Origin of the sequence: Tardiphaga sp. vice304, assembly GCF_007018905.1 — a bacterium.
Lineage (GTDB): Bacteria > Pseudomonadota > Alphaproteobacteria > Rhizobiales > Xanthobacteraceae > Tardiphaga.
The window spans coordinates 2,910,953-2,933,793 of sequence record NZ_CP041402.1 but is presented as its reverse complement, the minus strand read 5'-3'; the positions used below and the strand labels follow the sequence as shown (position 1 = coordinate 2,933,793).

11 protein-coding genes are annotated in these 22,841 nt (G+C 59.0%); 5 read left to right on the top strand and 6 right to left on the bottom strand.

The window, feature by feature from the left end:
* The first annotated feature begins 16 nt into the window (after window positions 1–16).
* The 3 genes from FNL56_RS13910 (at window position 17) to FNL56_RS13900 (ending at window position 4,028) form a co-directional block, all read left to right on the top strand.
* Window positions 17–1,552, top strand: a complete 1,536-nt coding sequence (locus FNL56_RS13910) for an undecaprenyl-phosphate glucose phosphotransferase (protein WP_168202936.1) — start codon at window positions 17–19, stop codon at window positions 1,550–1,552.
* A 284-nt stretch (window positions 1,553–1,836) separates the two neighbouring features.
* A complete protein-coding gene (locus FNL56_RS13905; protein ID WP_143573251.1) occupies window positions 1,837–3,102 on the top strand; it encodes an O-antigen ligase family protein in 1,266 nt (421 codons plus the stop codon).
* Window positions 3,099–4,028, top strand: a complete 930-nt coding sequence (locus tag FNL56_RS13900) for a glycosyltransferase family 2 protein (RefSeq protein WP_143573249.1) — start codon at window positions 3,099–3,101, stop codon at window positions 4,026–4,028. Before FNL56_RS13905 ends, FNL56_RS13900 begins: the two co-directional genes overlap by 4 nt.
* A gap of 56 nt (window positions 4,029–4,084) precedes the next feature.
* On the opposite strand, the gene FNL56_RS13895 is transcribed toward FNL56_RS13900, so the two are convergent.
* Window positions 4,085–4,330, bottom strand: a complete 246-nt coding sequence (locus tag FNL56_RS13895; RefSeq protein ID WP_143582104.1) for a hypothetical protein — start codon at window positions 4,328–4,330, stop codon at window positions 4,085–4,087.
* Between the two features lie 745 nt (window positions 4,331–5,075).
* On the opposite strand from FNL56_RS13895, the gene FNL56_RS13890 reads away from it, so the two are divergent.
* Together FNL56_RS13890 and FNL56_RS13885 are read left to right on the top strand one after the other, a co-directional pair.
* Complete coding sequence (locus FNL56_RS13890) at window positions 5,076–6,287, top strand: tyrosine-type recombinase/integrase (protein WP_168204666.1); 1,212 nt, start codon at window positions 5,076–5,078, stop codon at window positions 6,285–6,287.
* Between the two features lie 489 nt (window positions 6,288–6,776).
* Window positions 6,777–8,480, top strand: coding sequence for an AAA family ATPase (locus FNL56_RS13885; RefSeq protein ID WP_143582102.1), 1,704 nt, complete (start codon window positions 6,777–6,779; stop codon window positions 8,478–8,480).
* A gap of 821 nt (window positions 8,481–9,301) precedes the next feature.
* On the opposite strand, the gene drmB is transcribed toward FNL56_RS13885, so the two are convergent.
* The 5 genes from drmB to drmD form a co-directional block, all read right to left on the bottom strand.
* Window positions 9,302–11,167: a DUF1998 domain-containing protein gene (gene drmB / locus FNL56_RS13880; RefSeq protein WP_143582101.1), complete on the bottom strand. Its 1,866-nt coding sequence runs from the start codon at window positions 11,165–11,167 to the stop codon at window positions 9,302–9,304.
* Window positions 11,168–11,176: 9 nt separating this feature from the next.
* Window positions 11,177–14,719, bottom strand: coding sequence for a DISARM system helicase DrmA (gene drmA / locus FNL56_RS13875; RefSeq protein ID WP_143582100.1), 3,543 nt, complete (start codon window positions 14,717–14,719; stop codon window positions 11,177–11,179).
* Window positions 14,720–14,899: 180 nt separating this feature from the next.
* Complete coding sequence (locus FNL56_RS13870) at window positions 14,900–15,571, bottom strand: uracil-DNA glycosylase family protein (RefSeq protein WP_143582099.1); 672 nt, start codon at window positions 15,569–15,571, stop codon at window positions 14,900–14,902.
* A gap of 32 nt (window positions 15,572–15,603) precedes the next feature.
* A complete protein-coding gene (locus tag FNL56_RS13865) occupies window positions 15,604–19,557 on the bottom strand; it encodes a DNA methyltransferase (RefSeq protein WP_143582098.1) in 3,954 nt (1,317 codons plus the stop codon).
* An 8-nt stretch (window positions 19,558–19,565) separates the two neighbouring features.
* The gene (gene drmD / locus FNL56_RS13860) at window positions 19,566–22,742 is read right to left on the bottom strand and encodes a DISARM system SNF2-like helicase DrmD (protein ID WP_143582547.1); all 3,177 of its coding nucleotides are present in this window, start codon (window positions 22,740–22,742) and stop codon (window positions 19,566–19,568) included.
* Window positions 22,743–22,841 lie beyond the last annotated feature (99 nt).

Below are 22,841 nucleotides of genomic sequence, written 5' to 3'. Positions count from 1 at the left end.
CAAACGGATTGCAGTCGTGGAACCGATCAACGCACGCTCCATGCTCGATGAAGCCGCAACCCTCGCCGGCCGACCGGCCGTCGAACGTCGCCGCCGTCTGTCACCCGCCGCCCTCGACGTCGTCAGCCAGAAGGTCCGCGCCGCCTATTCGCCCGTGGTGATTGCCGGGCTGGTGCGGCTCGCCGATTTCGTGATGCTCAGCTTCGTCGGCGTGGCGCTGTATCTGGCCTATGTCGCCCGCATGGACGGGTTCGGCTGGGAATACCCGGCGGCGATCGTGGCGATGGCGGCAGCAGCCGTGATCTGCTTCCAGGCCGCCGACCTCTACGAGGTACAGATCTTTCGTGGCCAGTTGCGACAAATGACCCGCATGATATCGACCTGGTCGTTCGTGTTTCTGCTGGCCATCGGTGTTTCCTTCTTTGCCAAGATCGGCGGCTCGGTTTCACGAGTCTGGCTGTCGGCTTTTTTCGTCGTCGGCCTGGTGGCCCTTGTCGCGCAACGCTCGCTGTTGCGCGGCCTGATCCGGCGCTGGGCGCGGCAGGGCCGGCTCGATCGCCGCACCATCATCGTCGGCGCCGACAGCAGCGGCGAGCATCTGATCCGCGAATTGCTGGCGCAGGATGATTCGGATCTGCATATCCTCGGCGTGTTCGACGACCGCGCCGACAAGCGTTCGCTCGACACCGTGGCCGGCACGCCGAAACTCGGCCGCGTCGATGACATCATCGAATTCGCCCGCCGCACACGCGTCGATCTGGTGTTGTTCGCGCTGCCTATCTCGGCCGAGACGCGCATTCTGGAAATGCTGAAGAAACTGTGGGTGCTGCCGGTCGATATCCGGCTCTCCGCGCACACCAACAAGCTGCGCTTCCGTCCGCGATCCTACTCTTATCTCGGCAAGGTGCCGACGCTCGACGTGTTCGAGGCGCCGATCACCGACTGGGACCTGGTGATGAAGTGGACCTTCGACCGCGTTGTCGGCGCGTTCGCACTGCTGGTGCTGCTGCCCGTGATGGGGCTGGTGGCGCTGGCGATCAAGCTCGACAGCCCGGGCCCCGTGCTGTTCCGGCAGAAACGTTTCGGCTTCAACAACGAGCGCATCGACGTGTTCAAGTTCCGCTCGCTGTATCACGACCAGGCTGACCCGATGGCCAAGACCGTCGTTACCAAGGGCGACACGCGCGTCACCCGCGTCGGCCGCTTCATCCGCAAGTCCAGCCTCGACGAATTGCCGCAATTGTTCAATGTGGTGTTCAAGGGCAACCTGTCGCTGGTCGGCCCGCGCCCGCACGCCTTGCAGGGCCGCGTGCAGACCCAGCTGTTCGACGAAGCGGTCGACGGCTACTTCGCCCGCCACCGCGTCAAGCCCGGCATCACCGGCTGGGCCCAGATCAACGGCTGGCGCGGCGAGATCGACAACGAACAGAAGATCCAGAAGCGCGTCGAATTCGACCTGTATTATATCGAGAACTGGTCGGTGCTGTTCGACGCCTACATCCTGCTGAAAACGCCGGTCTCGCTGATGACGAAAAACGAGAACGCGTATTAGGTCGATATAATCCTACGCGGCAGGCACGCCTGCCTTAGATCGACGCTGCTCTCTACCCGAGTCGTCCCCGGGAAAGCAGGGACCCATAGCCTCTGTCCGTGATGAGGAAGCGACCTGCCAGCCGCGAACACCTGTGCGCAACACGACGACAGCGTGTATGGGTCCCCGCTTTCCCGGGGACGACAGGCGGAAAGTACAGAGCCTGAAGACGATCAACGGGATCCCAGCATCCCCCTCCCCCGCTACACCACTCGTCAACATTGCCGGCGTATACTTCACTCGCCATGACCCTGCTCGCCACCGATCAAAACTATACTGCCACGACCGCGCCCGCCGTGGTGACACTGCAGCGTGCGCTGCTGTGGCTGATGGGGTTCGGCGGCGCCATCGTCTTCATCGAGCCCAGCCCCTACGAGATTGCCACCATCACCGCGATGGTGGTGTTCTTCGCCGGCGGTCTGCGCATGCGGCTGGCGTTCGTGCCGCTGCTGGCCCTGCTGTTCCTGATCAACATCGGCTATACGATCTGCGCGGCCTACCTGCTCGACCGAACGCCGATCATCAACTGGATCCTGACGTCCTGGTACATGGCGGTGTCGGCGGTCTTCGTGGCGCTCGTAATCTCCGAAGACACCGCGGCAAGACTCGACCTGCTGCGCCGCGGACTGATTGCCGGCGCGCTGCTGGCGTCGCTCGCCGGCATCGCCGGCTATCTGCACCTGATCCCGGGCGGCTCGATGTTCACGCTGTACGGCCGCGTCTCCGGCACCTTCAAGGACCCCAACGTGCTCGGCGCCTATCTGGTGCTGCCGGCCCTGTTCGCGCTGCAGAGCGTGGTGAGCGACCGCTTCGGCCGCGCGCTGCGCAGTACGGTGGTGCTCGGCATCCTGACGCTGGCGGTGCTGCTGGCGTTCTCCCGCGCCGCCTGGGGCCTGCTGGCCATCACCGCGGCCTTCATGCTGTTCCTGATGGTGCTGACCAGCCCGTCGCACCAGCAGCGCTCGCGCATCATCGTCATGGCGATCGCCGCGCTGATCGCCGTCGTCGTGGTGATCGTGATCCTGCTGCAGTTCGATTTCATCGCCGACATGTTCAAGCAGCGCGCCTCGCTCGACCAGTCCTACGACGAAGGCCGCTTCGGCCGCTTCGGCCGCCACGTTCTGGGCGCACAGATGGCGCTCGATCTGCCGTTCGGGATCGGCCCGCTGCAATTCACCAAATTCTTCCCCGAGGATACGCACAACTCCTATCTCAATGCCTTCATGTCGGGTGGCTGGATTTCGGGCATTTGCTATCCCGCGCTGATGTTCACCACCGTGCTGCTCGGCTTTCGCTACGTGTTCGTTCCGGTGCCATGGCAGCGGGCCTATCTCGCGGTTTTCGCGGCGTTTCTCGGCACCGTATTCGAAGCCTTCATCATCGACACCGACCACTGGCGCCACTTCTGGCTCATGCTCGGCGCGATGTGGGGCATGTTCGTCGCCGCCCAGCAATATATGGCCGAACCCGTCCCCGGAATCGATGAAGCCAACGGAACACCTGCCGCATGACGTCACCGATCCGCATTGCGGTCCTGATCCCCTGCTACAATGAAGAGGCCGCGATCGCCCAGGTCGTGGCCGGCTTCCGCGCCGCGCTGCCGATGGCGGAAATCTATGTCTACGACAACAATTCGTCGGACCGCACCATCGAGGTCGCGCGCGCGGCTGGCGCGCAGGTGCGCTCTGAGCGGCACCAGGGCAAGGGCCACGTCGTCCGCCGGATGTTCGCCGACGTCGAGGCCGACATCTACCTGCTGGTCGATGGCGACGCGACCTATGACGCGGCCTCTGCATCGCCGATGATCGAACTCCTGATTGCCGACCACCTCGACATGGTGGTCGCACACCGCGTCGACCAGGCCAGCGCCGCCTACCGCACCGGCCACCGCACCGGCAACTGGCTGCTCACCAGCTTCCTCGGCGACGTGTTCGGCCGCGGTTTCGAGGATGTCCTGTCGGGCTACCGGGTGTTCTCGCGGCGCTTCATCAAGTCGTTTCCGGTCCTGTCCGACGGCTTCGAGATCGAGACCGAACTCAGCGTGCACGCGCTCGAACTGGCGATGCCCGTGGCCGAACTCAGGACGCCGTATTTCGCCCGTCCGGAAGGCTCGTTCAGCAAGCTCAATACCTGGGGTGACGGTTTCCGGATTCTCGGCACCATCCTGAAACTGTACCGCTCGGAGAAGCCGCTGCGCTTCTTCGGCGTGATGGCCATCATGCTGGCGTCGATCTCGATCGCGCTGTCGATCCCGATTATGATCACCTACTTCGAGGAAGGCGTGGTGCCGCGGCTGCCGACCGCCGTGCTGTCGCTCGGCATCATGCTGGTGGCGGTCATGTCGGTATTCGCCGGACTTGTGCTGGATACCGTTTCGCGCGGCCGGCGCGAGGCGAAGCTGCTGCGCTATCTCGCCGAGCCCTGGCTGGCGCGTTGACCCGCAAACGAAAACAGCCCCCCTCGCGCGGGGCTGAATACGTCGCAATCAGAAGTTTATCGGACGATAATCGTGCGACCGCGCTGACCGCGATGATAGCCGCGATCCCAATAGCGCGGCGGCGGGCCACGACGGTAGTCGCGTCCACGATAGCCCCGATCGCGATAACCACGATCCCGATGACCATAGCCACCGCCGCCGCCGAGCTGAACGCTGATGCCCTGCGCCGCCGCGGGAGCCGCCGGCGTGGCGACATACAGCAAAATCGCAGCAGCGACCAGCAACGCGAATTTCTTTATCATGAAAATCTTTCCCTTGTGAAATGTCGCGGAACAAGTCGGCCAACCTCCGATGGTTCCGATCAAATATGTCGCGAAACTTTTACATGGCTGTTAACGCCCGGTTAACCACGCGAGCTCATAGTTGAAAGATCAAGCGTGGGCCGGATGTACGCCCGCGCAAATGGTCCGGGGCTCACGCTTCGGGCCATTTTGTTGTTTGAGAGAGTTTTATCGTTCGGTGATCTCGGCTTGCGATCATCCGGTGAGAATCATGCTGCGAGCCCTGGCATAATCCCAGGCGGAGAACAGCACGCCGCCAGGCTGGCCGCTTGGCATCACGATAAACGGGGCGTCGATAGACGCGAACGGAAGCACGGCGTGGCGAGTCGCGCGCTACACTGAACCGACAATGACCAAATGGAAGTCAGTTTGGGGATGGTGGGATGAATTGGTCGGAGCGAGAGGATTTGAACCTCCGACCCCTAGTCTCCCAGTGATGCCAGGGCAAGTTATCAGCTATGCTCGCGATGCCTCAAAAGACCTATTTAGTCACATTTTTTCAGCAACTTACTGGTTATCGGCTTGTCTCACCAATACTTCCCTATTATACCTAAATCCTGCGCAAAAGTTTCCCTGAGTTTCCCCGATTAGTTTTCTCTGTGCTGCTTGAGGAACCTTGGCGCCCTCGTCGCCGGGACTGGGCCGGATTTCACGGGTCGGAAAAGTCAGGAAACCCCTTTGCGCCACGGATTAGAAGGCGATGCCAATGAAGTCTGTGCTGACTGATCGCGCCATTCGTGCGCTGAAAGCCCCTGAGGGTCGTGTCGAGGTTGGCGATGCCAGCTGCCGTGGCCTCTCAATTCGGTGCACCCCAGCCGGGGTAAAGACCTGGACTTTTGCCTACAAGTTCGAAGGCAAAATGCGCCGGATTACCTTGGGCGAATACCCGACCATGGGCCTGAGCAAAGCTCGGCAGACGGCCGACGAGCGCCGAAAGCAACGTAACGAGGGGACAGACCCGCGCGCTGAACGTGACCGCGAGCGCGCCGCACAGGCCCAGCAGGACATGACATTCGGCAACCTTTGCGACCGTTACGTGGAACACGCCAAAGCTCGAGGCAAGGTGAGCTGGAAAACCGACGAAGGCTACCTCAACCGGCCTAAAGCCAAATTCGGCAAGCGGGCCGTTTCGTCAATAACCAAACGCGAGCTGATCGATTTCCTCGAAACCATCGCTTCCACCTCGAAGTCGAGCGCAAACAGGACCCAGTCCACCGTTCGGACGATGTGGGGATGGGCTGCTGAGCGGGATTACATCCCCATGAATTTCCTTGCTGGGATCAAAAAGGTTGGCGGCAAGGAAGCGGAAAAGGACCGGGTGCTCTCACTCGACCAAATTAAGGCGTTCTTCGCCGCGCTCGACGACAGCGAGGAGAAAACCCAAGACGCCATCCGTCGGGCACTTAAATTAATCTTGTTGACCGCGCAACGCCCCGGCGAAGTCGCGGGCATGATGCGATCTGAGCTTTGCGACCTCGACGGCCCCCGCCCCCATTGGATCATTCCGGCAGCGCGGACCAAAAATAAGAAAGCAGAACATACCGTGCCGTTGTCGCCGTCCGCCGTCCGGCTGATCGTCGAAACGCTCAAAGCCCGTGATGACGCCGCAAGAGGTGCGAACGATCAGGCGATTTTCGAAAGCAGGTTCGAAGGCGTTACTAGCCTCGCCCGCCACTCGTTGAGCCAAGCCGTTCGTCGGATCGTGAAGGAAAGCGGGCTTGTGGCGTTTACGCCTCACGATCTTAGGCGCACGGGAGCAACGTTAGCGCAGGCAGCCCGGCTTCCGATTGATTTCGTCAAAGCGCTGCTGAACCATAACGACAAGGGCGTGACGGGGGTTTATGCCCGCTGGCATATGTTCGAAGAGAAGCGCGAAGCTGTATTGGCGATAGAGGCGGCGGTTAATGGCAGTCGTTGAAGAATGCTGCCGACTGTTTCGCGTAAAGTTTCGGCCGGACGTAGACGTGGTCCAATCCGTTGTCGATTTTGAGGGTGAACCTCTGCTCGACCGGCCTGGCCGGTTGGCCCTCGACCCGATTTAATCTGCAAAATTGCAATAGCCGCGCTCACAGAGGAGCTTGGCCCACTTGTCATCACCTTTGAGCGACTTTGAGCAGTCCAACGATAATAGTAGCTTGAAGGACTTTGTTCTCGCTTCCGACCGCCTTCGGATCGTGTCGGTGATAGCCTCGGGCAGTTCCTCGTCACCTTCGAGAATGCAGCGCACCATCGTATCCAGGAGATGAGAACCGGTTGGCCGACTGGCCAGTTTAATACTCACCCCCTCGAGGAAAGGCTTTGCACAGTGCGTATTTCTCCTTTCCTCAACGTCAACTTCTGTTAGCCTTTTGTTGGCACATCACGCTTCCTCGCCGGATACCTAACAACAGATTTTCTCGGAGCACTCGTGGCACGACTTACCTCCGTCACAGTTCGGCGATTCAAGAGCATTTCTACTGTGGAAATCCCTCTGGATGATGTCACTCTGCTGATCGGTGCTAACAATTCCGGAAAAAGCACCGTGCTTCAAGCGATACATTTTGCAGTTTCCATTTCTCAGACTGCCGCTTTGATCGGCGAAAATCTGGCCTGGCAGAATGATCGGTTTCAGCTCTCGTTCAACCCATCGCAACTTCTTTACTCTCCAGTTGGCGACGTCCTATCTTTGGCAAACGGGGGGACGCTGCAGGAACCACGGGAGAGTCAAATAGAGATTGAACTCCGCGACACAGAGAATCAAACCTGCATCGTCGGTTTAAGACGAGGCCGAAATCGCAACATTGGCGTCTCTATCGTTGGCCGGGCCATCGGCGAACAATTGATGGACCTTGAAACTCCATACACGATCTACGCACCGGGTCTTGCTGGAGTTCCGAAGGAAGAACGATACATGTCGCCTGGCGTCGTTAGGCGAATCGTTGCCCGCGGCGACGCTAACCTTACGCTCCGTAACGTCCTGCGCATGCTCAGTGATAGCGAAGAACTATTCGCTGCATTTGTCGAAGATATGCAATCCATATTTCCAGGCATCGGATGCGAGGTCGAATTCGATCCCCAAACAGACGAACATATCAATGTCTTTTTTCGCATGATGGGTGGGGCATTATTACCAATTGACGCTGCCGGGACATCGATCCTTCAAGCATCACAAATCATCGCTTATATCCATCTATTCGAACCTAAGGTGTTGATTTTGGACGAACCGGACTCACATCTACATCCCGACAATCAAAGATTGCTCTGCGACCTAGTTTTTCGGCTCGCGTCGGAACGTGACTTCCAAGCCATTATCAGCACTCACTCTCGACATGTGCTAAACTCAGTTAACGGCAGAGGAACGATCATCTGGCTCAACAAAGGAACGCGGGTCGACAACACGGACATAAACACAACTTCCGTTTTGCTAGAACTGGGAGCGCTTGATTCGGTCGATTATTTCGCGGATGGCGAAACTCGATGTGTAGTCGCAACTGAAGATACGAACACCGAGGCTATAAAGGCCCTACTTCTCAGCAATGGCTTCGTTGAGGATGACATCGAAATTGCGACGTATGCTGGATGTACCAAGGCCGACGCTGCTCTCGTGCTTGGCGGTTTCCTTGCCGATAAGGCTCCCAACATTAAATTGGTGGTACACCGAGACCGAGATTACATGAGCGACGCCAATGCGAATTCGTTCTCAACTAGGTTGAACAATGTGGGCATCTACCCGTTCATCACGGCCTCGAATGACATCGAGTCGTATTTTGTTAACGCGCCGCACCTTCACGCTCTCAATAACGCCATCTCCGCAAATCGCATCGAGGAGCTCATTTTGATTGCAACAAACGATACATCTGCAAAATCAATAGAAAATATTGTTAACCAGCGTACGGCAGAGGCATTCCGAGAGCGTCAAAACGGCGGCCCTAATATAAATCACGGCGCAATCGCTGTTACTGCTGCAGCAGACTTTAACGCAAACCCAGCACTATATCGCCGAGGAAAAGTCATTCTCGGACGGTTAATTTCTTTGATCCAACAAGAACAAGGCGCTAATCCGCGCGTATTTGACCCAACTGAGCATTTACAGGTCGCCCATCTTTCCCAGATATCGGCGGACATTTGGTAGGCTTTCGCCTAGCCTTAGTTTATTCGAACCCTACCCTGTTATAAGCAAAGACCGGATCAAATCGGTCGTCTTCGGTTAAGCCCCTCGCCCAAGCTTTCACCCCACAACGGAGCTGCGTTCATCATGGCGAAGTTTGCAATGCCATGAGATGCGAAAGCGATCTTAAAAGCCCAACACCCAATCATAATTTGGGCCAAGATCACACCGTGCGTACAATTCGATGACCTGGCGGGCAAGCAGCGCCCTGCCCCCTCGACGAGTGGGCCTTGGCAATTCACCATTCAGAGCCGAGACACACGAAAACACGAAGTCATCTATTGCCGGTCCACTTTGCGCTTCCGCAGCATCTTCTGGACTTGCCTTGCAACAGCCATCCGACTCATAGGGGGCTTCGGAACGCTTCCGGCTGGAAGCCTATTCTCAATCCGAGCCACAACTTTGGTTGTGTAACGCTCCTCGAAAGCGACAACATCCTCGATTGTTGTTCGCCACGAACGGCCCAGGCGCATAGCGCGAAGCTGTCCTGAAGCGCATTCCTTGGCAACCTGCCCGATGCTGCATGACCACCGCAATGCGACGAACGAGAGCTATACCCACTTAATATCAACATCAATTAAGCGTGGGAGCGGATCGTTTAGATCTGGCAATACCGCGCGTTGCCACCAAATACAGAGTTCTGGCGATTCATATTCCAGTGAAACATGCGCCGCATTTCGCCGATATATAGGCTTGCTACCGTTTTCCATCTTGCCCCGTTACAATTCATCAATCGCGGCGGCACGATCCTCTGAGCCGCACCCGACAAACACATAGGCAGGGCCTCAACTTAACAATGGAAATCCGCCACCGAGAACCGTTTGAATCAGCAGCCCTCGATCGAGCCGCGTGTTGCGCGCTTCGCAGGAAGTTTCCGGGACCAGGAGGCAGGCGTGGCAGGCCGCCCCCTGCAATGGGTATTCCTCGCTGCCATCGCTGTGCTCTGCGCAGATTGGATCATTAGAGCACAGCGCGAGGCGCTTCGTCGCACGCGCGAGCAACTCACCTACTCGCTCGGCCATGTTGCTTAGGCCGCCGAGCGTCCCTTGGCCACCTGCAGTCGAGGTGTAGATCAGGATTCCGAACCGATCGGCCTGGGCGGGGCCGGTGGAGTAGATGCGCTCCTTCAAGGAAGACAACGGGTAGCCGCATTCGAGGGCCAGCTCGGCCATGAAGGCGTGGGACAGTGAATGAAGCGCCCAATAACCCGCTCCTCGATGTTTCGGCGGCCTATTGAACCTCTCGGCATCGCGTCGCTCCCGAGCCCGTAGCTTGAGGGCCTCTAAGACAATTTCCTTGCTGTCGAGCCACTGCTTGAGGAACTCGGGCGCGACGTGAAGGAAGATTCCCTCCCCCATCTGTTCGATCGCGGGCAACCACTCTACAGTCCTGGCGAGGTCCGCGCCGTTGACGGCCAACTGAATTTCGTCGAGCTCGCTTTCGGCAGAGGTCGGCGGCGGCTCCAGGCGAGTGAAGCCGTAAAGGCACGTCACCTCACGCAGGCGATGAACCCGCACGACGCTCTTCAGGAAACCGTCCCAGGGCGGCTGAAGATTGAGCAAGGGTGCCGCTAAAGTCTCGGCGTAAAAGAATGACCCGGCATAATCGCTCCCGATGATGGGCGCGCCGTTTGCCATCATATCAAACTCGGCAATGCGCGGATCCTCGTTCGGGTTTCCACCAGGCCCTTCGTCACTGGACAACGCCTGCAAGATTTCGTCGTCGGTGAATTCCTTGAATGCGTCCTTGAGTTGCGGGATTGCCCTCAGAACGTCAATGAAGTTTGGCAAGGCACGGATGCCTTCGATTGTTGTCTTGTTCTCCACGATGGTCTGGCGAAGCCTATCATCTGACTTGGTGAGCGAGATAACCGTTACCGTCTGTGGAAAGTACGTATTGGTGGCCGACCTTGGCAGCAAGCGAAGGTCATCATTGCAGGCCTCACTGGAATCTCGGCGCGGCGACAGCCAGGGGCTGTGACATTGGCACTTGCCCAAAAACTGGGGTTTGTAGAGGTCAGCCATGCTAATCGAGACGCCGCAGGTACACTGAACCGAAATGTCAGAGGGATCGGAGCTGACACCACGCTCGACCCAGTACAACGGCTTGCGACATGACAGATCCTTGCCGCGATGAGCAAGATAGCGCCAATCGATGTCCTGCAGATGGCCCTTTGTGCAGGCCCCCACAAAACGAATAGGGTTCACGCCTATCTTGGACCCCGAGCCCGTGTAAGACAGCTTCCCGCCGCCGGTGACGTCCAGCTCCGAGAATTCAACCATGCGTCGGCGCTTATCACTCGCCGAACCTGGTACGACGGGCGCTTCGTTCGAGACAGTGGCCGGCGCGTCGTTGACCAAAAACCAACATGGAAACAGCCGGACGGCAACACCTGGCCCATTGTTGTCGCGACGGTCCTCGTCGAACATTGGAGGGTGACGCAACCCTCCAAAATTGACACTCAGCTTCGTCCCGAGTTGCTGTTTCAGCAAAGCAACCAGGCGCTCTTCCTCAACAGGCTTCCAGTTCGAACCCTTGTAGTCCCAATCCTGAAGACCCGCGACGACCACGGCATTTTCAGGCAAATCCAACATGGCGCCAGGACCATAGGTCAAGAGAAGCTGGCTGAAGTTCTGAGTAATGTCGGCCATTTTATTTCACTATCCGAGAGGGCTGCCGTCGGGCTTTCTAAGCTTCAGCAGCGAGACGGGTTCGGTGTCGCGCATCGACCGGCCTGCGATGAACCATTCACGTTCAGGATCCATATTGGGCTTTTGATCGAACGGAACTTGAAGAAGCCTTCGAACAGCCTCTTCGTTGCCATATGCGAAATCGTCTCCGTTGCGGGTTTGTTTGTCCGCGATCCTGATCCAGGCATCCTCCAGCTCATCCAGGCGAGCGAGGCAGCGTTGGATCGCCACATTGTCCTCGCGCGCCACTCGCATCTTGGCTTCGATCACCGATCTGACGAGTTGGTAGGCGATAGGCTCGTTTGCGACCTTGTCAGCGTCCTTGTTCTTGGTCAGGCTTGGCGCAATGTGCCTCTGCGCCGCCACCAGTGTCGCCGCGAGTGCGCGATCGAGAGCACGAGGCGCAAAGGGTGTCACGCTGGTTGCTTCGACAGCACGATAAAAGCTCTGATGGAAGGTACGGAACTGCTCGTAGTGCGTTCGGTCGCGAGGCTTGTGAATGTTGAGCAGTGTCACGACCAGGCCGGGCTTCTTGCTTTCGCGGCCGACCCGTGACGTCGCCTGGATGTACTCCGCCGCCGTCTTGGGCTGGCCTTGGACCACCATCAACCCCAGCCGTCCAATATCGAGACCAACTGAGATCATGTTGGTGGCCATTGCGACATCAACGGCATTCTTGTCCGACACCGGCAGCCCCAGCCGAGCCCGTGCCTCTGAGACCTGATCGGTCGAATAGCGCGATGTCAGCTCCTGGATCTCACGCAAGACCCGATCGGCAAACGGGGCGCCTGTCGGCTCGCTGCGGATGCGGCTGCGACCATAATTCGTCAGATGAGCGCGCACTTCGTCGTCCACGATCCGGCGCGCACCGCCCAGTTCCCGCAGCGCATTGAAATAGCAAAGCGCCGTCAGATAGGGGTCGGCAGGATCGTTTTTTCCGCCGCTCGACAGCGCGGCGGCTCCCGACAGCAAAGTCTGCAACGCACGCAAGAAGACCAACTTCGGCCCGCGCCCCGGCGACGCCACACCGAGGTAGAGCCGTGACGGCGTGTCGCGATCAACCTTGGCAAAAAACGCGTCGTCGCGGCTGACGCCGGGCGGCGGGAAAATCGAGGTTCGATCTCGACCGAACAGATTACGGATCTGCGTCTCGGCGCGCCGGACGGTTGCGGTCGAAGCAACGATCTTCGGTCGGCGCCATTCGCCGTTGATCTTGCGGGAGGACAGCAGGTCGAACGCTGTTTCGTACAGGCCGGCGACCGTTCCAAGAGGTCCTGAAATGAGATGAAGTTCGTCTTGGATGATGAGATCGATAGGCCGAAGTTCAGCATTCAGGCGGGTGCCGCCAGTCTCTGCGGCGCCATAAAAACCCGTCGCATCGCTGCGCTCGACGTGGCCGAAGAACGCCCCAGTCCGGCCCTCCCAAGGTACATTGGCGAACTTGTCGACGGTGGCGATCATGAAAGCCGGCAGACGCCGATAGATCTCCTCATCCACAACCACGATGGGAAGCCGCTCGCTGGAGAAGTCGCACTCGATCTCGTAACACCGCAGATCGAGCCGCTGTGGCTTCGCCGCTGAGGGATAAAGTGTGAACGCGTCTTTCTTCAGCTCGCCCCCGCACCAGGGACAGTTCTTGAGCGGAGCCGGTGCCGGCCCCCGCCCCTTCTTGTACTGCTCGAGCCAGAAGACGGCCGTGTTCTCCTTCTTGTTTTTGGAGGTGCCGAGATTGTTGGGAGTAGCCCCGCCGCCAACCCAGAGGCCGATCTCGATTGGCCAGTCGCCGAGACGATTTCTCTTCTTGCGCTCCAATTCGAGCGCGCAGACGAGACCCGCCGCGCGTTGTAACTGGTCGAGCGTCAGCAGGCGCAGCGTGTAGCGCATCACCACCGACAGGCCAGCTCCTTCCAGCCCAGGATTGTCGAGCCGTCTGCGCGCAATCGCCAAGGCTGCGAGGCCGAGATACGCCTCGGTTTTGCCGCCGCCGGTCGGGAAGAAAAGCAGATCCACTATTGGTCGGTCGGGATGGACGGGATCGACCAGACCATCGAGGTTAAGCAGGATGAATGCGAGCTGAAACAGCCGCCATGTCGGAGTATCCTGCAGAGCTGGCGGCTTCTTGTTGTTCGCGGCACCGCGCTGGCGGTTCGCGCGCTCCATCACACGATTCATAATGCCGAAGGCTTCGCGACTCAGCGGATCGGTCTTGAGGCGCGCAACCCCGGATTCAATGCGTTTGCGCGCCGTCTCGATGTCTTGAAGACACTTGGTCGCGACCTCACGGCGTCGTAAGCCCTCGATGCCTGGTACTAGAGCTGCCTGCTGCTTCGCCCAGAGCTCGTACGCGCTCGGGATACCGGACAAGGCCGCATCCAATGAGCTGCCATCTTGCGCGGCTTCGGCGAGCGCCGCCATGCTGCGCTCAACGCCGCCAATCTCGACATCAGCACCGAGCTTCTCGACCTCCTGCATGGGTAGCGGATTGGTGAAGACAGTGGTGACGAGTTTTTCATCGTTGGGTGCAGCCCAATCGCCCGATGTGTTGTGACCAACCGCATAGGAACAGACGTCCTGATAATGCAGGTCGGCCAGCCGTGCATCGAATTCGACGGCATCATAGGAGGCGCGGTCGTCACGCCGCTCAAAGCCCCCGGCAAAATCCAGCTGCAGGCGCGCCTGGAAGCAGAATACGACATCGCGAAAACGCATCGTCATCGGCCTGGAATTGACCAGGAATACCGAGACAGCCAGCAGCTCCCTCTTGACCCCATCGATTCCGGCCGTGTCGATCGGGCGGGCAGAGACGACAAGCTCAAGCCCGCCTCCTGGCGCCATCGGCGAGGCGCTGTTCGGAACGACAACCCGTTGCGGCTCATCGCCGCCGCGAATCGAAATGGGGATCGGTTCCTCTCGCGGAATGCGACGCCAGTCCAGGCTCTGCCGCGGCGGCGCCCTGGGAACATCACCCCGCTCCTCTGCAGCCTCACGCGCGACTTCAAGAAAGACAGCGTCATCCAGCCTGGGTTCGGTGACGTAGTCGCCCCAGCTCACCCGCGCTTGCAACTGCTTCGCATTGCGCGGCAAAAGCACGGTCAGCCCGATGGACGAAGGTTGGAACGAGCGCGTCGGTGGCGATTCAGGATTTCCCTCATCCGGCGCATCGCCTCGGCCCTGGGCGACTTCCGACAGGCTCTCGCTAGCCCGCTGCGCTTCGAGCAGGTCTTCGGCAAATTGCTCGGCAGCGACGTCGTCGCTTTTTGTCGCCCCGACCCGGGCATTGCCGGTGTCGCGGCGAGGTCCGAGAAAGCCGGTCAGATACCAGGTAGATGGCGCGACACCGGCGATGACCTCGCGCGCAAGGTCGGGATCGAGATCGGGATGCGGGCCGACGAGATCACGCCGCAACAGATCGACAAGTCGTTCGCGGACAATTACCGGCGCTGTGGGCTTCGGCAGGGCTGTGAGCCTGTCCGTTTGCGCAACACTAGCCTGCGCGGGCAACGCCGTATTCATGATTCCCCCATGCCTGTTCCCTTAGGATTAATAGCACCTGCATGGCTTCACGCAACCACCGGTTTATAATACAAGGCCCTCAATCGAGATCCTATAACAAGTTATCGGGCGTCGCTTTAGCGCTTCTTCCGCTGACCTTCGGCCGCACCGACAGCAACGCCGCGCCCACGACGAAACGAACTAGAATCTCATCAGATGCCGCGAATCTCTCAATGTTCCGATCTTGTGTGTGAGGATCCGCTTGCCTTCATTCTGCCGGTCCTTATTTTCTTCGCTATTTAAAAAACGGCTCACCCCTGACGTGTGCGCAAGAAATATGATGTAGCGATCACCCCATTCCTCAACCTTCCCTACGACGTCACCAAGTTTGCGGCTTGGACGCCCTCTGAGCACATCAATCGCATTAGCGCCGACACCTCCCAAACACACGAGGATGTAAGGATTCACGACGTCAATCTGCCTTTGGAGAAAGCCGGAGCACATCCGAAGCATCTTGCCATCAGGTGGACGGTCCTCCCAACGGTCCTTATTCAGCTTCCGCCCTGGAAAACACTTCACGGCAGATGTTTGATAAACAACCCGATCAAATTCGTCGGGATGAACGCCACAGCCGGCGAACAGGCTTCGAATGTCCTGGCCGGCTGGACCTTGAAAGGGACGGCCACAATCATACTCCGTCAGCCCTGGCGCCTGACCAATCAACATAATGGCCGCTGAAAATGGCATGGACAGCACGGGGCGTGGCACGACTTCTTCCAACCGGCCGGGGGGATTGACTGGATGGCCTCCAAGGCGGTTCGCGCAACGCGTGCAAGCGCGAATTTCGTCGTCAAGCTCTTCAAGTATTGCCATTCATAACGAACTTCCCTCCTACAGGATCGGAGTTATTCCAGATCGAGACTGTCTTGGGCACCATCGACATCTATCACCGCATTCCGACTGGCCTTGCTCTGCACCAGGCCCGCCTTCACTTCTTCGGCGTGGCGCTCTGCATTGAGCGCAAGGAGGCGCGAAAGGACGCGGTCGCGCTGATCCGCTGGCCAAAAACAGCGGCGTTGATACGTGTGATCGTCCTCGTTCTCTTCGGTGAGGAAGACAGGACGCAATTCGTCGGCGAGGTCGTGCCAGCCGTAGGCGCACAGCACGGCACGATCCATTTCATCATGCAGATTGCGTAAGATCTGGATAGCGGCCCCGTGTTCTTCTGGGTCATGAAAACGGTTGTAGGTCTTGGTCATACCTTCGTTCGCCGCTACCATCAGGGCGGCACGGCTATCATGATAGGTCTGGCCAATGACTTCGAGGACTGGGTCGGTTTCGCAACCGAGCGGGAAGGGAAATGTCTCGAAACAGTCAGACGGAGTGTAGCGAAGCCTGTCCTCCAGCGTGGAAGAGAAGAAGCGCGCCCACACTTCATGAATCCGAGATTGAACGACCGCAAACCTCTGGTTAACGTTCGAAGGTACGACACAAACAGTGTGTGCGAACATATAGTTCGATGGATATTGCGCGAATGCCAGATGCTTACTTACTTGAGAATTGCAAAGCGCAAATTTCGATTTCTTCAACAAACTGTATAATTGCGGACGATGTGCTTGGTAGGCCCACCAACGCCGCTTCAGGGGGGTATTGTTGGGATTGTCGCCAAGCCTCATTCGTTCTGGCTTGACACGAGATTCGACGATTGCACTAAGAGGCTCGAAATCTGGCAGCTCGGCTTCCGACTGCACATCACTCAGATATATAGCATATCGTGAGATTTCACCATTGACAGCAGCATTTATCTCCTCGCCGCCAATATACGGAATGATACGGTCTTTTAACTCCGGACGCGCTGACAGGAGCTCATTCATTACTGAAATGGGACTTGAGATTTCATCCGAATCATCAAATAGAAATCCTTGCCCATAAATTTTACTACCTAATGAGAAGTATGGGTTACCTCGCAGGGCAAACGGAGACTGATCATTTTTACCAGCCACTAGGTAAGCCGATATGCGCTCGACGGTCTCTCCATCCAGCAGAGCGCTTTGCCGCTCTTCCTTTGCGATGTGGATGATACTTATGATAACCGCGGCTGTGCCGGGCCATTTCAATCTTTTAATCGCAGACGAAATACTGCCTCCGTCACTGAGAATATGAACTAGACCTCCTTCGCGAGTATCGCCTTGCGATATCGAATTTGTCGCGCAAAGACCAAGACACCCTCCGCATCTGAGCAAATTGAAAGAGCGTCTGAAGAAAAAGGCGACGAGATCACAGAGGTGCCTCGCGCCCGAATAGTTAATTGAAAGCCACTCAAAATAATTCATCCCCAACTTGGAAGATATGACCGTACCTCCCAGAAAAGGAGGGTTGCCCACAACCGCATCAAACCCGGGATTGTCGCGTCCAAATACTTCCGGAAATTCAATCTCCCAGTGAAAAGGCCGCCAGCCGACCTTTGCTCGAAACGCCGTTCCCTTTGTCTTGAGCTGATCCCACTCAGGCGTTATACCGCCTGTGATCCAATTCTCAATCCTCTGCCGCTCCGCCTCTCGCGCTTTCGGCTTATCGACAGAGAAAAACGCTGCGATGACGGAATCGCCGACGATGCGCGCCGGGTCGCTCTCGTCCTGAACGCGCGCGTAACGCGCCGCTTGTGCCTCGAGCCGCACGTCATCGCTGGCGTTACGGATCGCCTCGCGCCCCTCGCGGGCACGTTCGACTGCCTGCCGAATTGTGTCACGAAACAGTGGCAAGCCAGGTTTCGAAGAATCCCAATGGACGGCGGCAATCTCCGCGCGGGTGAGCCCGACCAGGCTGTCGCCGGATTTGAGCGCATGATCGAGGAAAGTAAATTCGTGATCCCTCGCAAGCGTGGCGAGCCAGAGCGACAGCCGCGCGAGGTCAACCGCCATCGGATTGCGGTCAACGCCATATAGACATTTCTGCGCGACAAGACGTCGCGCATGTAGCGCTTCATCTTCGTCAGGCGGGATCATCGGCTTCTCAGCGCCGTACATGTTCCAGGCCTGCTCCAACCGCGCGCCGATCTGGCGGCAGGCTTCGACCAGGAACGCTCCGGAGCCGCAGGCGGGATCAAGCACCTTCAAAGACAGCACAGCCTCGGGCGAGGCCTTGTCGGTTAGCCGCACGAACGCCGGCTCGAGCGCATGGCGAACGATCGGCTCTGTCAGCGAGCGCGGCGTGTAGTGCGAGCCGGAGCGACGGCGTTCTTCGGTCGGCTGCAAATACGGAACGCCGGGTCCGATTGGCGTCGCTTTCGGCGAAGCGCGCTCGTCGACCAGAGAACCGAACGCCTCGATCACCTCGGTGATATCGTGCGCATCCTTGACGCCATTGCCTTGCTTTGCCGAAAGCTTGATGCCGCGCTCTTTCAGCCATTTCTGGCGATCGCCTGGCTTCTGCGCCATCAGCTCATCGAGCCCGATGAAGTTCGGCAGCTTTTTCTCGTCCCGCAGGGCGATCATGCGCTCGGTCGCTCGCCACGTCGTAAAACCCATGACGGTTTCGTAGACCGACCCAATCGATTCGACGTCGAGCGCGCGATAGGACAACCGCTCGCGGATTTTTTCTCCCGACACCGCCCTGCCCTCAATGGTCATGAGGCCGTGAAGAATGCGCAGAATGGTCCCGTCCGAGACGGGCAGGATCTTGCTATCGCTGCGACCGCTGCCGCTTTCGCGGCCTTCCAGAAACGGAAACGCATCAGGATCGAACAGTTTGCCACCGCGGCCGGTAACCCAGTCGCTGTGCCCACCATGGATCAGCCGGAACACGGCTAAAAGCTGGCCCCAGCCGCCGCGTCGCTCATCCATCGTGTCGGGGTTCAAGGCCTCGTCGACCAAAAGCCGCGCATAAAGCGTCTTAATCGAATAGCCGTTCTCCCATAGCTGCTTCAGATGCGGATCGGAGGAGGACGGCAGCAGATCGCGATCCTCGGCATAGAGCAGGAAGACCAGTCGCATCAGAAGGGTGAGCAGTCCTTCATAGAGGCGATGAGGATCGCGCTCAGCGATCGCCTCGATGTCCTGGGGCGAAGCGCGGTGGAGGCCGCGCAGCAGCTCATAGAGCGCGCCGAGCACTTGCCCGGACAGCTTTTCGGACACCGCATTTTGCGCCTCACGCGAGGCCTTCAGCAGCTTGCGCAGCCGTGTCTCCGGCGCTCCTGTGAAGAACGCGTTGCGGCCGAGGCATAGTTTAAGTCCGGCCAGCATCGGCCGGCCTTCCACACGACCGAGCGCCGCAAGCGGCCATGACAGCCAGCCCGCGGTTTCGCCACGCGGGGCGTAGATGAGCCGTAGCATGTTGCGCGTAACCAGGATGCCCACGCCGACATTGGTCTCGCGCAACAACCGTTCCAATCTCTGGTGCGGCGTTGCCTCCCATTCGCCGGATGAAAACTGATTGCGTCCGTCGGCTTCGAGGCCCGGATGCAGCATGACGAGAGCTTGCGCCGAAACGCCCTCCGGGGCTTCGCCATTCCACAGAAGCACCAGGTCAGGCGCGAGCAAGGTTTCGTGTTCGGGGACCGTCACTGTCAGAGCAGGATCTACCGCGGGCCCACCGGGACTGCCCGCGACCAACTTCGACGGCCAGCCGAGAACCTCCGCGAAAAAAGTCCAGGCGTCTTGAAGCTCGAACAGTCGATCCTGGTCCAGCGAAGCGTCTCGATCGAGACGGAGTGCCTTCGCCGCAGCCTCGGTGTCGAGCGGCGTCTGGCGGATGGGCGTGACGCCGATCTCCCGAAGCACGTTAGCGCCCACGACCAACCCCTCGGGCTGAAGATAATTCAGCCACTCAGAGGTTTCGTCCTGTCGAGAATGATTGGTCATGATCGCGCTCAATTCGTCGCCGGCCAGAGATAAATGAGGCCGATGGGCTCCAACCGGCGCGCCTGCACCTCGTAACCCAGTCTGACCTTTTCGGGCTCGCTGTTCAGGTCATTCTGCAACCGCAACAGCTTCCCGTCCCACGAACGTCGATCGGCCTCGAATTGCCGCAACTCGCGCTCGTGCTGCTTGCGAATATCGTCCTCCGTTGGGCCGAACAAATCCATCTGTTCCGACGCGTCCGGCGCCTGCTTGGTGCGCATCGCATCGCCAACCTTGTAGATTTGCCGTTGCAAAAGCTCGGCGAGGGCCTGCGCTTCCCTGCGTCCGTTCTCCGCGAGATCGGTAGCCGCCTCTTGTTCCGAGACCTTGGCGCGCGCCTCGATGTAAGGGCGGAGGTCCGCGATATCGCGCTCAACCAGACGGCCGAGACGTTCGAGGGCGCCGGTGCTGGGCGAAACGCCCCGACGCAAAGCCTCATCCAACTGCTTAATCGTAGCGGCCTCACCGGCCTCGGCGAAGGGCGCCAGCGGGCTGTCGTCCCTTCGTGTGTCCCGCCAGGCTGCCGTAACGTGGATGATCTCTTCGTGGAGACGTCGCGCTCCCGGCCCGAAAAGACAGAGGCGGCCGAGCAGGACGACGCGTGGCTGCGCGCCTGAACTCACGATGGCCGTGACCCGCCCGACGTTCGTTCGAAAGCCCTGGCTGACGAAACGCGACAGCAGGCGCTTGACGAGACGGTGCTCAAGATGGACTTGGACAACGTCCTGTGGCTCTGGCTCTCCCTCACGAACGATGGGCGGTTCAAAGATAAGACCACGCACGGGCGTCTTGCGTCGCCATTGAGCACGCTCCTTCGCATTTGCCGGCCGCCCGGGACGCAGCTCATCGAAAAGCGATGCCCAGCTCGGATCTTTCGCGAAGCCTGGCGTTTCAGGATCCAGCAGGACGGCCTCTGGGACGCTGAAGTGACCAGGCTGCAGCGCTGCCCCATCGTCGCGCAATGCGACCTCGATGACGTGGCGGATATCCGCGCCGTCCACCCCGACGCGTCGCTTGGCCACATCGAGCTGCCGCTGGAGGCGTTGCTCTTCTTCCTTTAGCCGGGCAACCCGCTTATCGGCTTCGTCTCCCAATTCGCGTTCGGCGATGCTGACGCGCCCGGACGTCGCGTTGGTGATGCTGTCAGCCATTCGGTCAGCCTGGCCGCGACGGATGCCTTCGCGCGCGAGCGTATTCTCGATCGTCTGGCGCAATACTTCGCCTGAGGCGCCGAGCTGCTTTCGGATCACCTCGGTCTTGCGCACGAGGGCGTCCAGCACCTTATCCTCTTCCCGCTGCTCGTAGACGAAATAGCGACATGTGACGGTCTTAGCCGGCTGAAGCTTGCGGTCGATCCGTCCGTTGCGCTGTTCGAGGCGCGACGGATTCCAAGGCAGGTCGACGTGAATGAGATCATGGCAGCGGGCCTGGAGGTTCAAGCCTTCGCGCGCCGCATCCGTGCAGACCAGAATGCGAACCGCCTCCCGATCGAACGGGGCATTGAAGGCGATCTTTATTCGCTCGCGTTCGTCCATGCTGGTCTGCCCCGTGAAACTGACGATGCGTCCCTGCAGATCAACGCGGCCGAGGCTGCGCTGAAGTAGACCTTCCTTAAGACGTTCGACCAGCCAGCGGCGCGTATCTTCCCATTCCGTGAACAAAATAAGCCGACGATCCAGCCAAGCGTGACCATCGTCGAGCATCTGACCAACGATCCAATCGAGCATCGCCTCGACCCGGGCATCCGGCAGGTCACGCGCGGCGGAGCTAACGGCAAGCATCCGGTCGACATACGCGATGGCCGCTTTCAAATCACCGAGCTCGCCCTTTGCGTGATGGGTGGCGACGTCGATCGAGTCATTGTCCTCGAGCAGTTCTGGGGTCATTTCCACAATTGCAGGCTCAATCTCTTCGCTTTTCCTAACCAAGGTCCGCCGATGTGTCGTGAGCGTTCGGTGAAACGCTGCAATCGAAGAGAACAGGCGCTGCTGCAGATTTGCGAACAAGAAGCGTGCCCGGGAACCGCCCGCGCATGACTGGCTGTATTCGTCGAGCATAGCGGCGAGCTGCAGTTCGGGAGCGTCCAGAGGCAAACCTGTTATCGAAATCGGGTCCACGATTCGCTCAGGGAATGGATGGCCGAGCCGCCGAAGATCTTCCTTAAGCCGCCGAACCATGACCGGCTCGAGGTCTTTGGCCTCGACCTCAATACCCCGCGTAAACCTCTGCGGATCGAGGATTTCCAGCAGCGTCGCGAACGAATTCGAGTGGCCGTTGTGCGGCGTGGCCGACAGGAAGAGGCGATGCTCGAACAATCCCGCAATTTCGCGGACGGCTTTCGTCATTTGGCTTTCGACGGCCCAGGTCGCTCCCGACGATGGAGCCGCATGATGGGCTTCATCCAAAATGAACATCGATCCCGGTCGGAAAGGGGCCAACATGTCGCGCAGTCCCGCCGTATAGGTCTCATCGGAAAGGACGCTGTGGGAGACGATGAAGCGCGAACCGACGCTCCAGGGATTGGCCGTGAAACCGCGGGTGCGCCGCGTCTCCAACAAATGATCGCGATCGACGATCGTGAAATCGAGGCCAAACTTCTGCGCGAGTTCGTCCTGCCATTGCAGCAGCATCGAGGCCGGTGCAGCCACAACAATGGTGTCGATACGACGACGCAGCAGCAGCTCACGCACGATCAAACCGGCTTCAACAGTTTTGCCAAGACCAACGTCATCGCCGATCAGAAGATTGACGCGCGGCAGTTCGAGCGCCTTGGCGAGCGGAAGCAGCTGGTAGGAGTCAAGCCGGATGCCGGCGCGGAACGGAGCCTGGAACAGTTTTCGGTCGGCCGCTGTCGCCGTCCGCCATTCCGTCGACCGCAAATAGGCCCCTAAGCGCTGCGGCCCCTCGAAGGCCGTAGTCAGCAGCGACGACCAGTCGTTCGGATCGAGGATTTTTGGCTGCAATTCGACCGCATAGGCGAGTTCGATCGTTTCGCCCTGCGAATCATCCTCGCACGAGACAAGGGTAACGACATCGACCACCCCCCTCCTCTCGGCTCGTTCGACGATCCAGCTCTTTCCTCTAACGGTAGCGAAACTGCCTACTTCCGGGATTGCCGGCTTCGACCTAAGCGCGCTATCCCCCATAATTGCCTCTTTCAATCGCCAACACCTTGCAGAGCCCATCAAAACGAAAAATAAGCTGAGATCGCAGTCGACAGGTAGTGAAGCTCTAAGCGTAGGCTC

Excerpts from the sequence above, each read along its gene's own strand:
- drmB (WP_143582101.1), bottom strand. The coding sequence starts at position 11,167 with ATGGCCGACATTACTCAGAACTTCAGCCAGCTTCTCTTGACCTATGGT.
- FNL56_RS13865 (WP_143582098.1), bottom strand. The coding sequence starts at position 19,557 with ATGACCAATCATTCTCGACAGGACGAAACCTCTGAGTGGCTGAATTAT.
- FNL56_RS13905 (WP_143573251.1), top strand. The coding sequence starts at position 1,837 with ATGACCCTGCTCGCCACCGATCAAAACTATACTGCCACGACCGCGCCC.
- FNL56_RS13890 (WP_168204666.1), top strand. The coding sequence starts at position 5,076 with ATGAAGTCTGTGCTGACTGATCGCGCCATTCGTGCGCTGAAAGCCCCT.
- FNL56_RS13870 (WP_143582099.1), bottom strand. The coding sequence starts at position 15,571 with ATGGCAATACTTGAAGAGCTTGACGACGAAATTCGCGCTTGCACGCGT.
- drmD (WP_143582547.1), bottom strand. The coding sequence starts at position 22,742 with ATGGGGGATAGCGCGCTTAGGTCGAAGCCGGCAATCCCGGAAGTAGGC.
- FNL56_RS13895 (WP_143582104.1), bottom strand. The coding sequence starts at position 4,330 with ATGATAAAGAAATTCGCGTTGCTGGTCGCTGCTGCGATTTTGCTGTAT.
- FNL56_RS13900 (WP_143573249.1), top strand. The coding sequence starts at position 3,099 with ATGACGTCACCGATCCGCATTGCGGTCCTGATCCCCTGCTACAATGAA.
- drmA (WP_143582100.1), bottom strand. The coding sequence starts at position 14,719 with ATGAATACGGCGTTGCCCGCGCAGGCTAGTGTTGCGCAAACGGACAGG.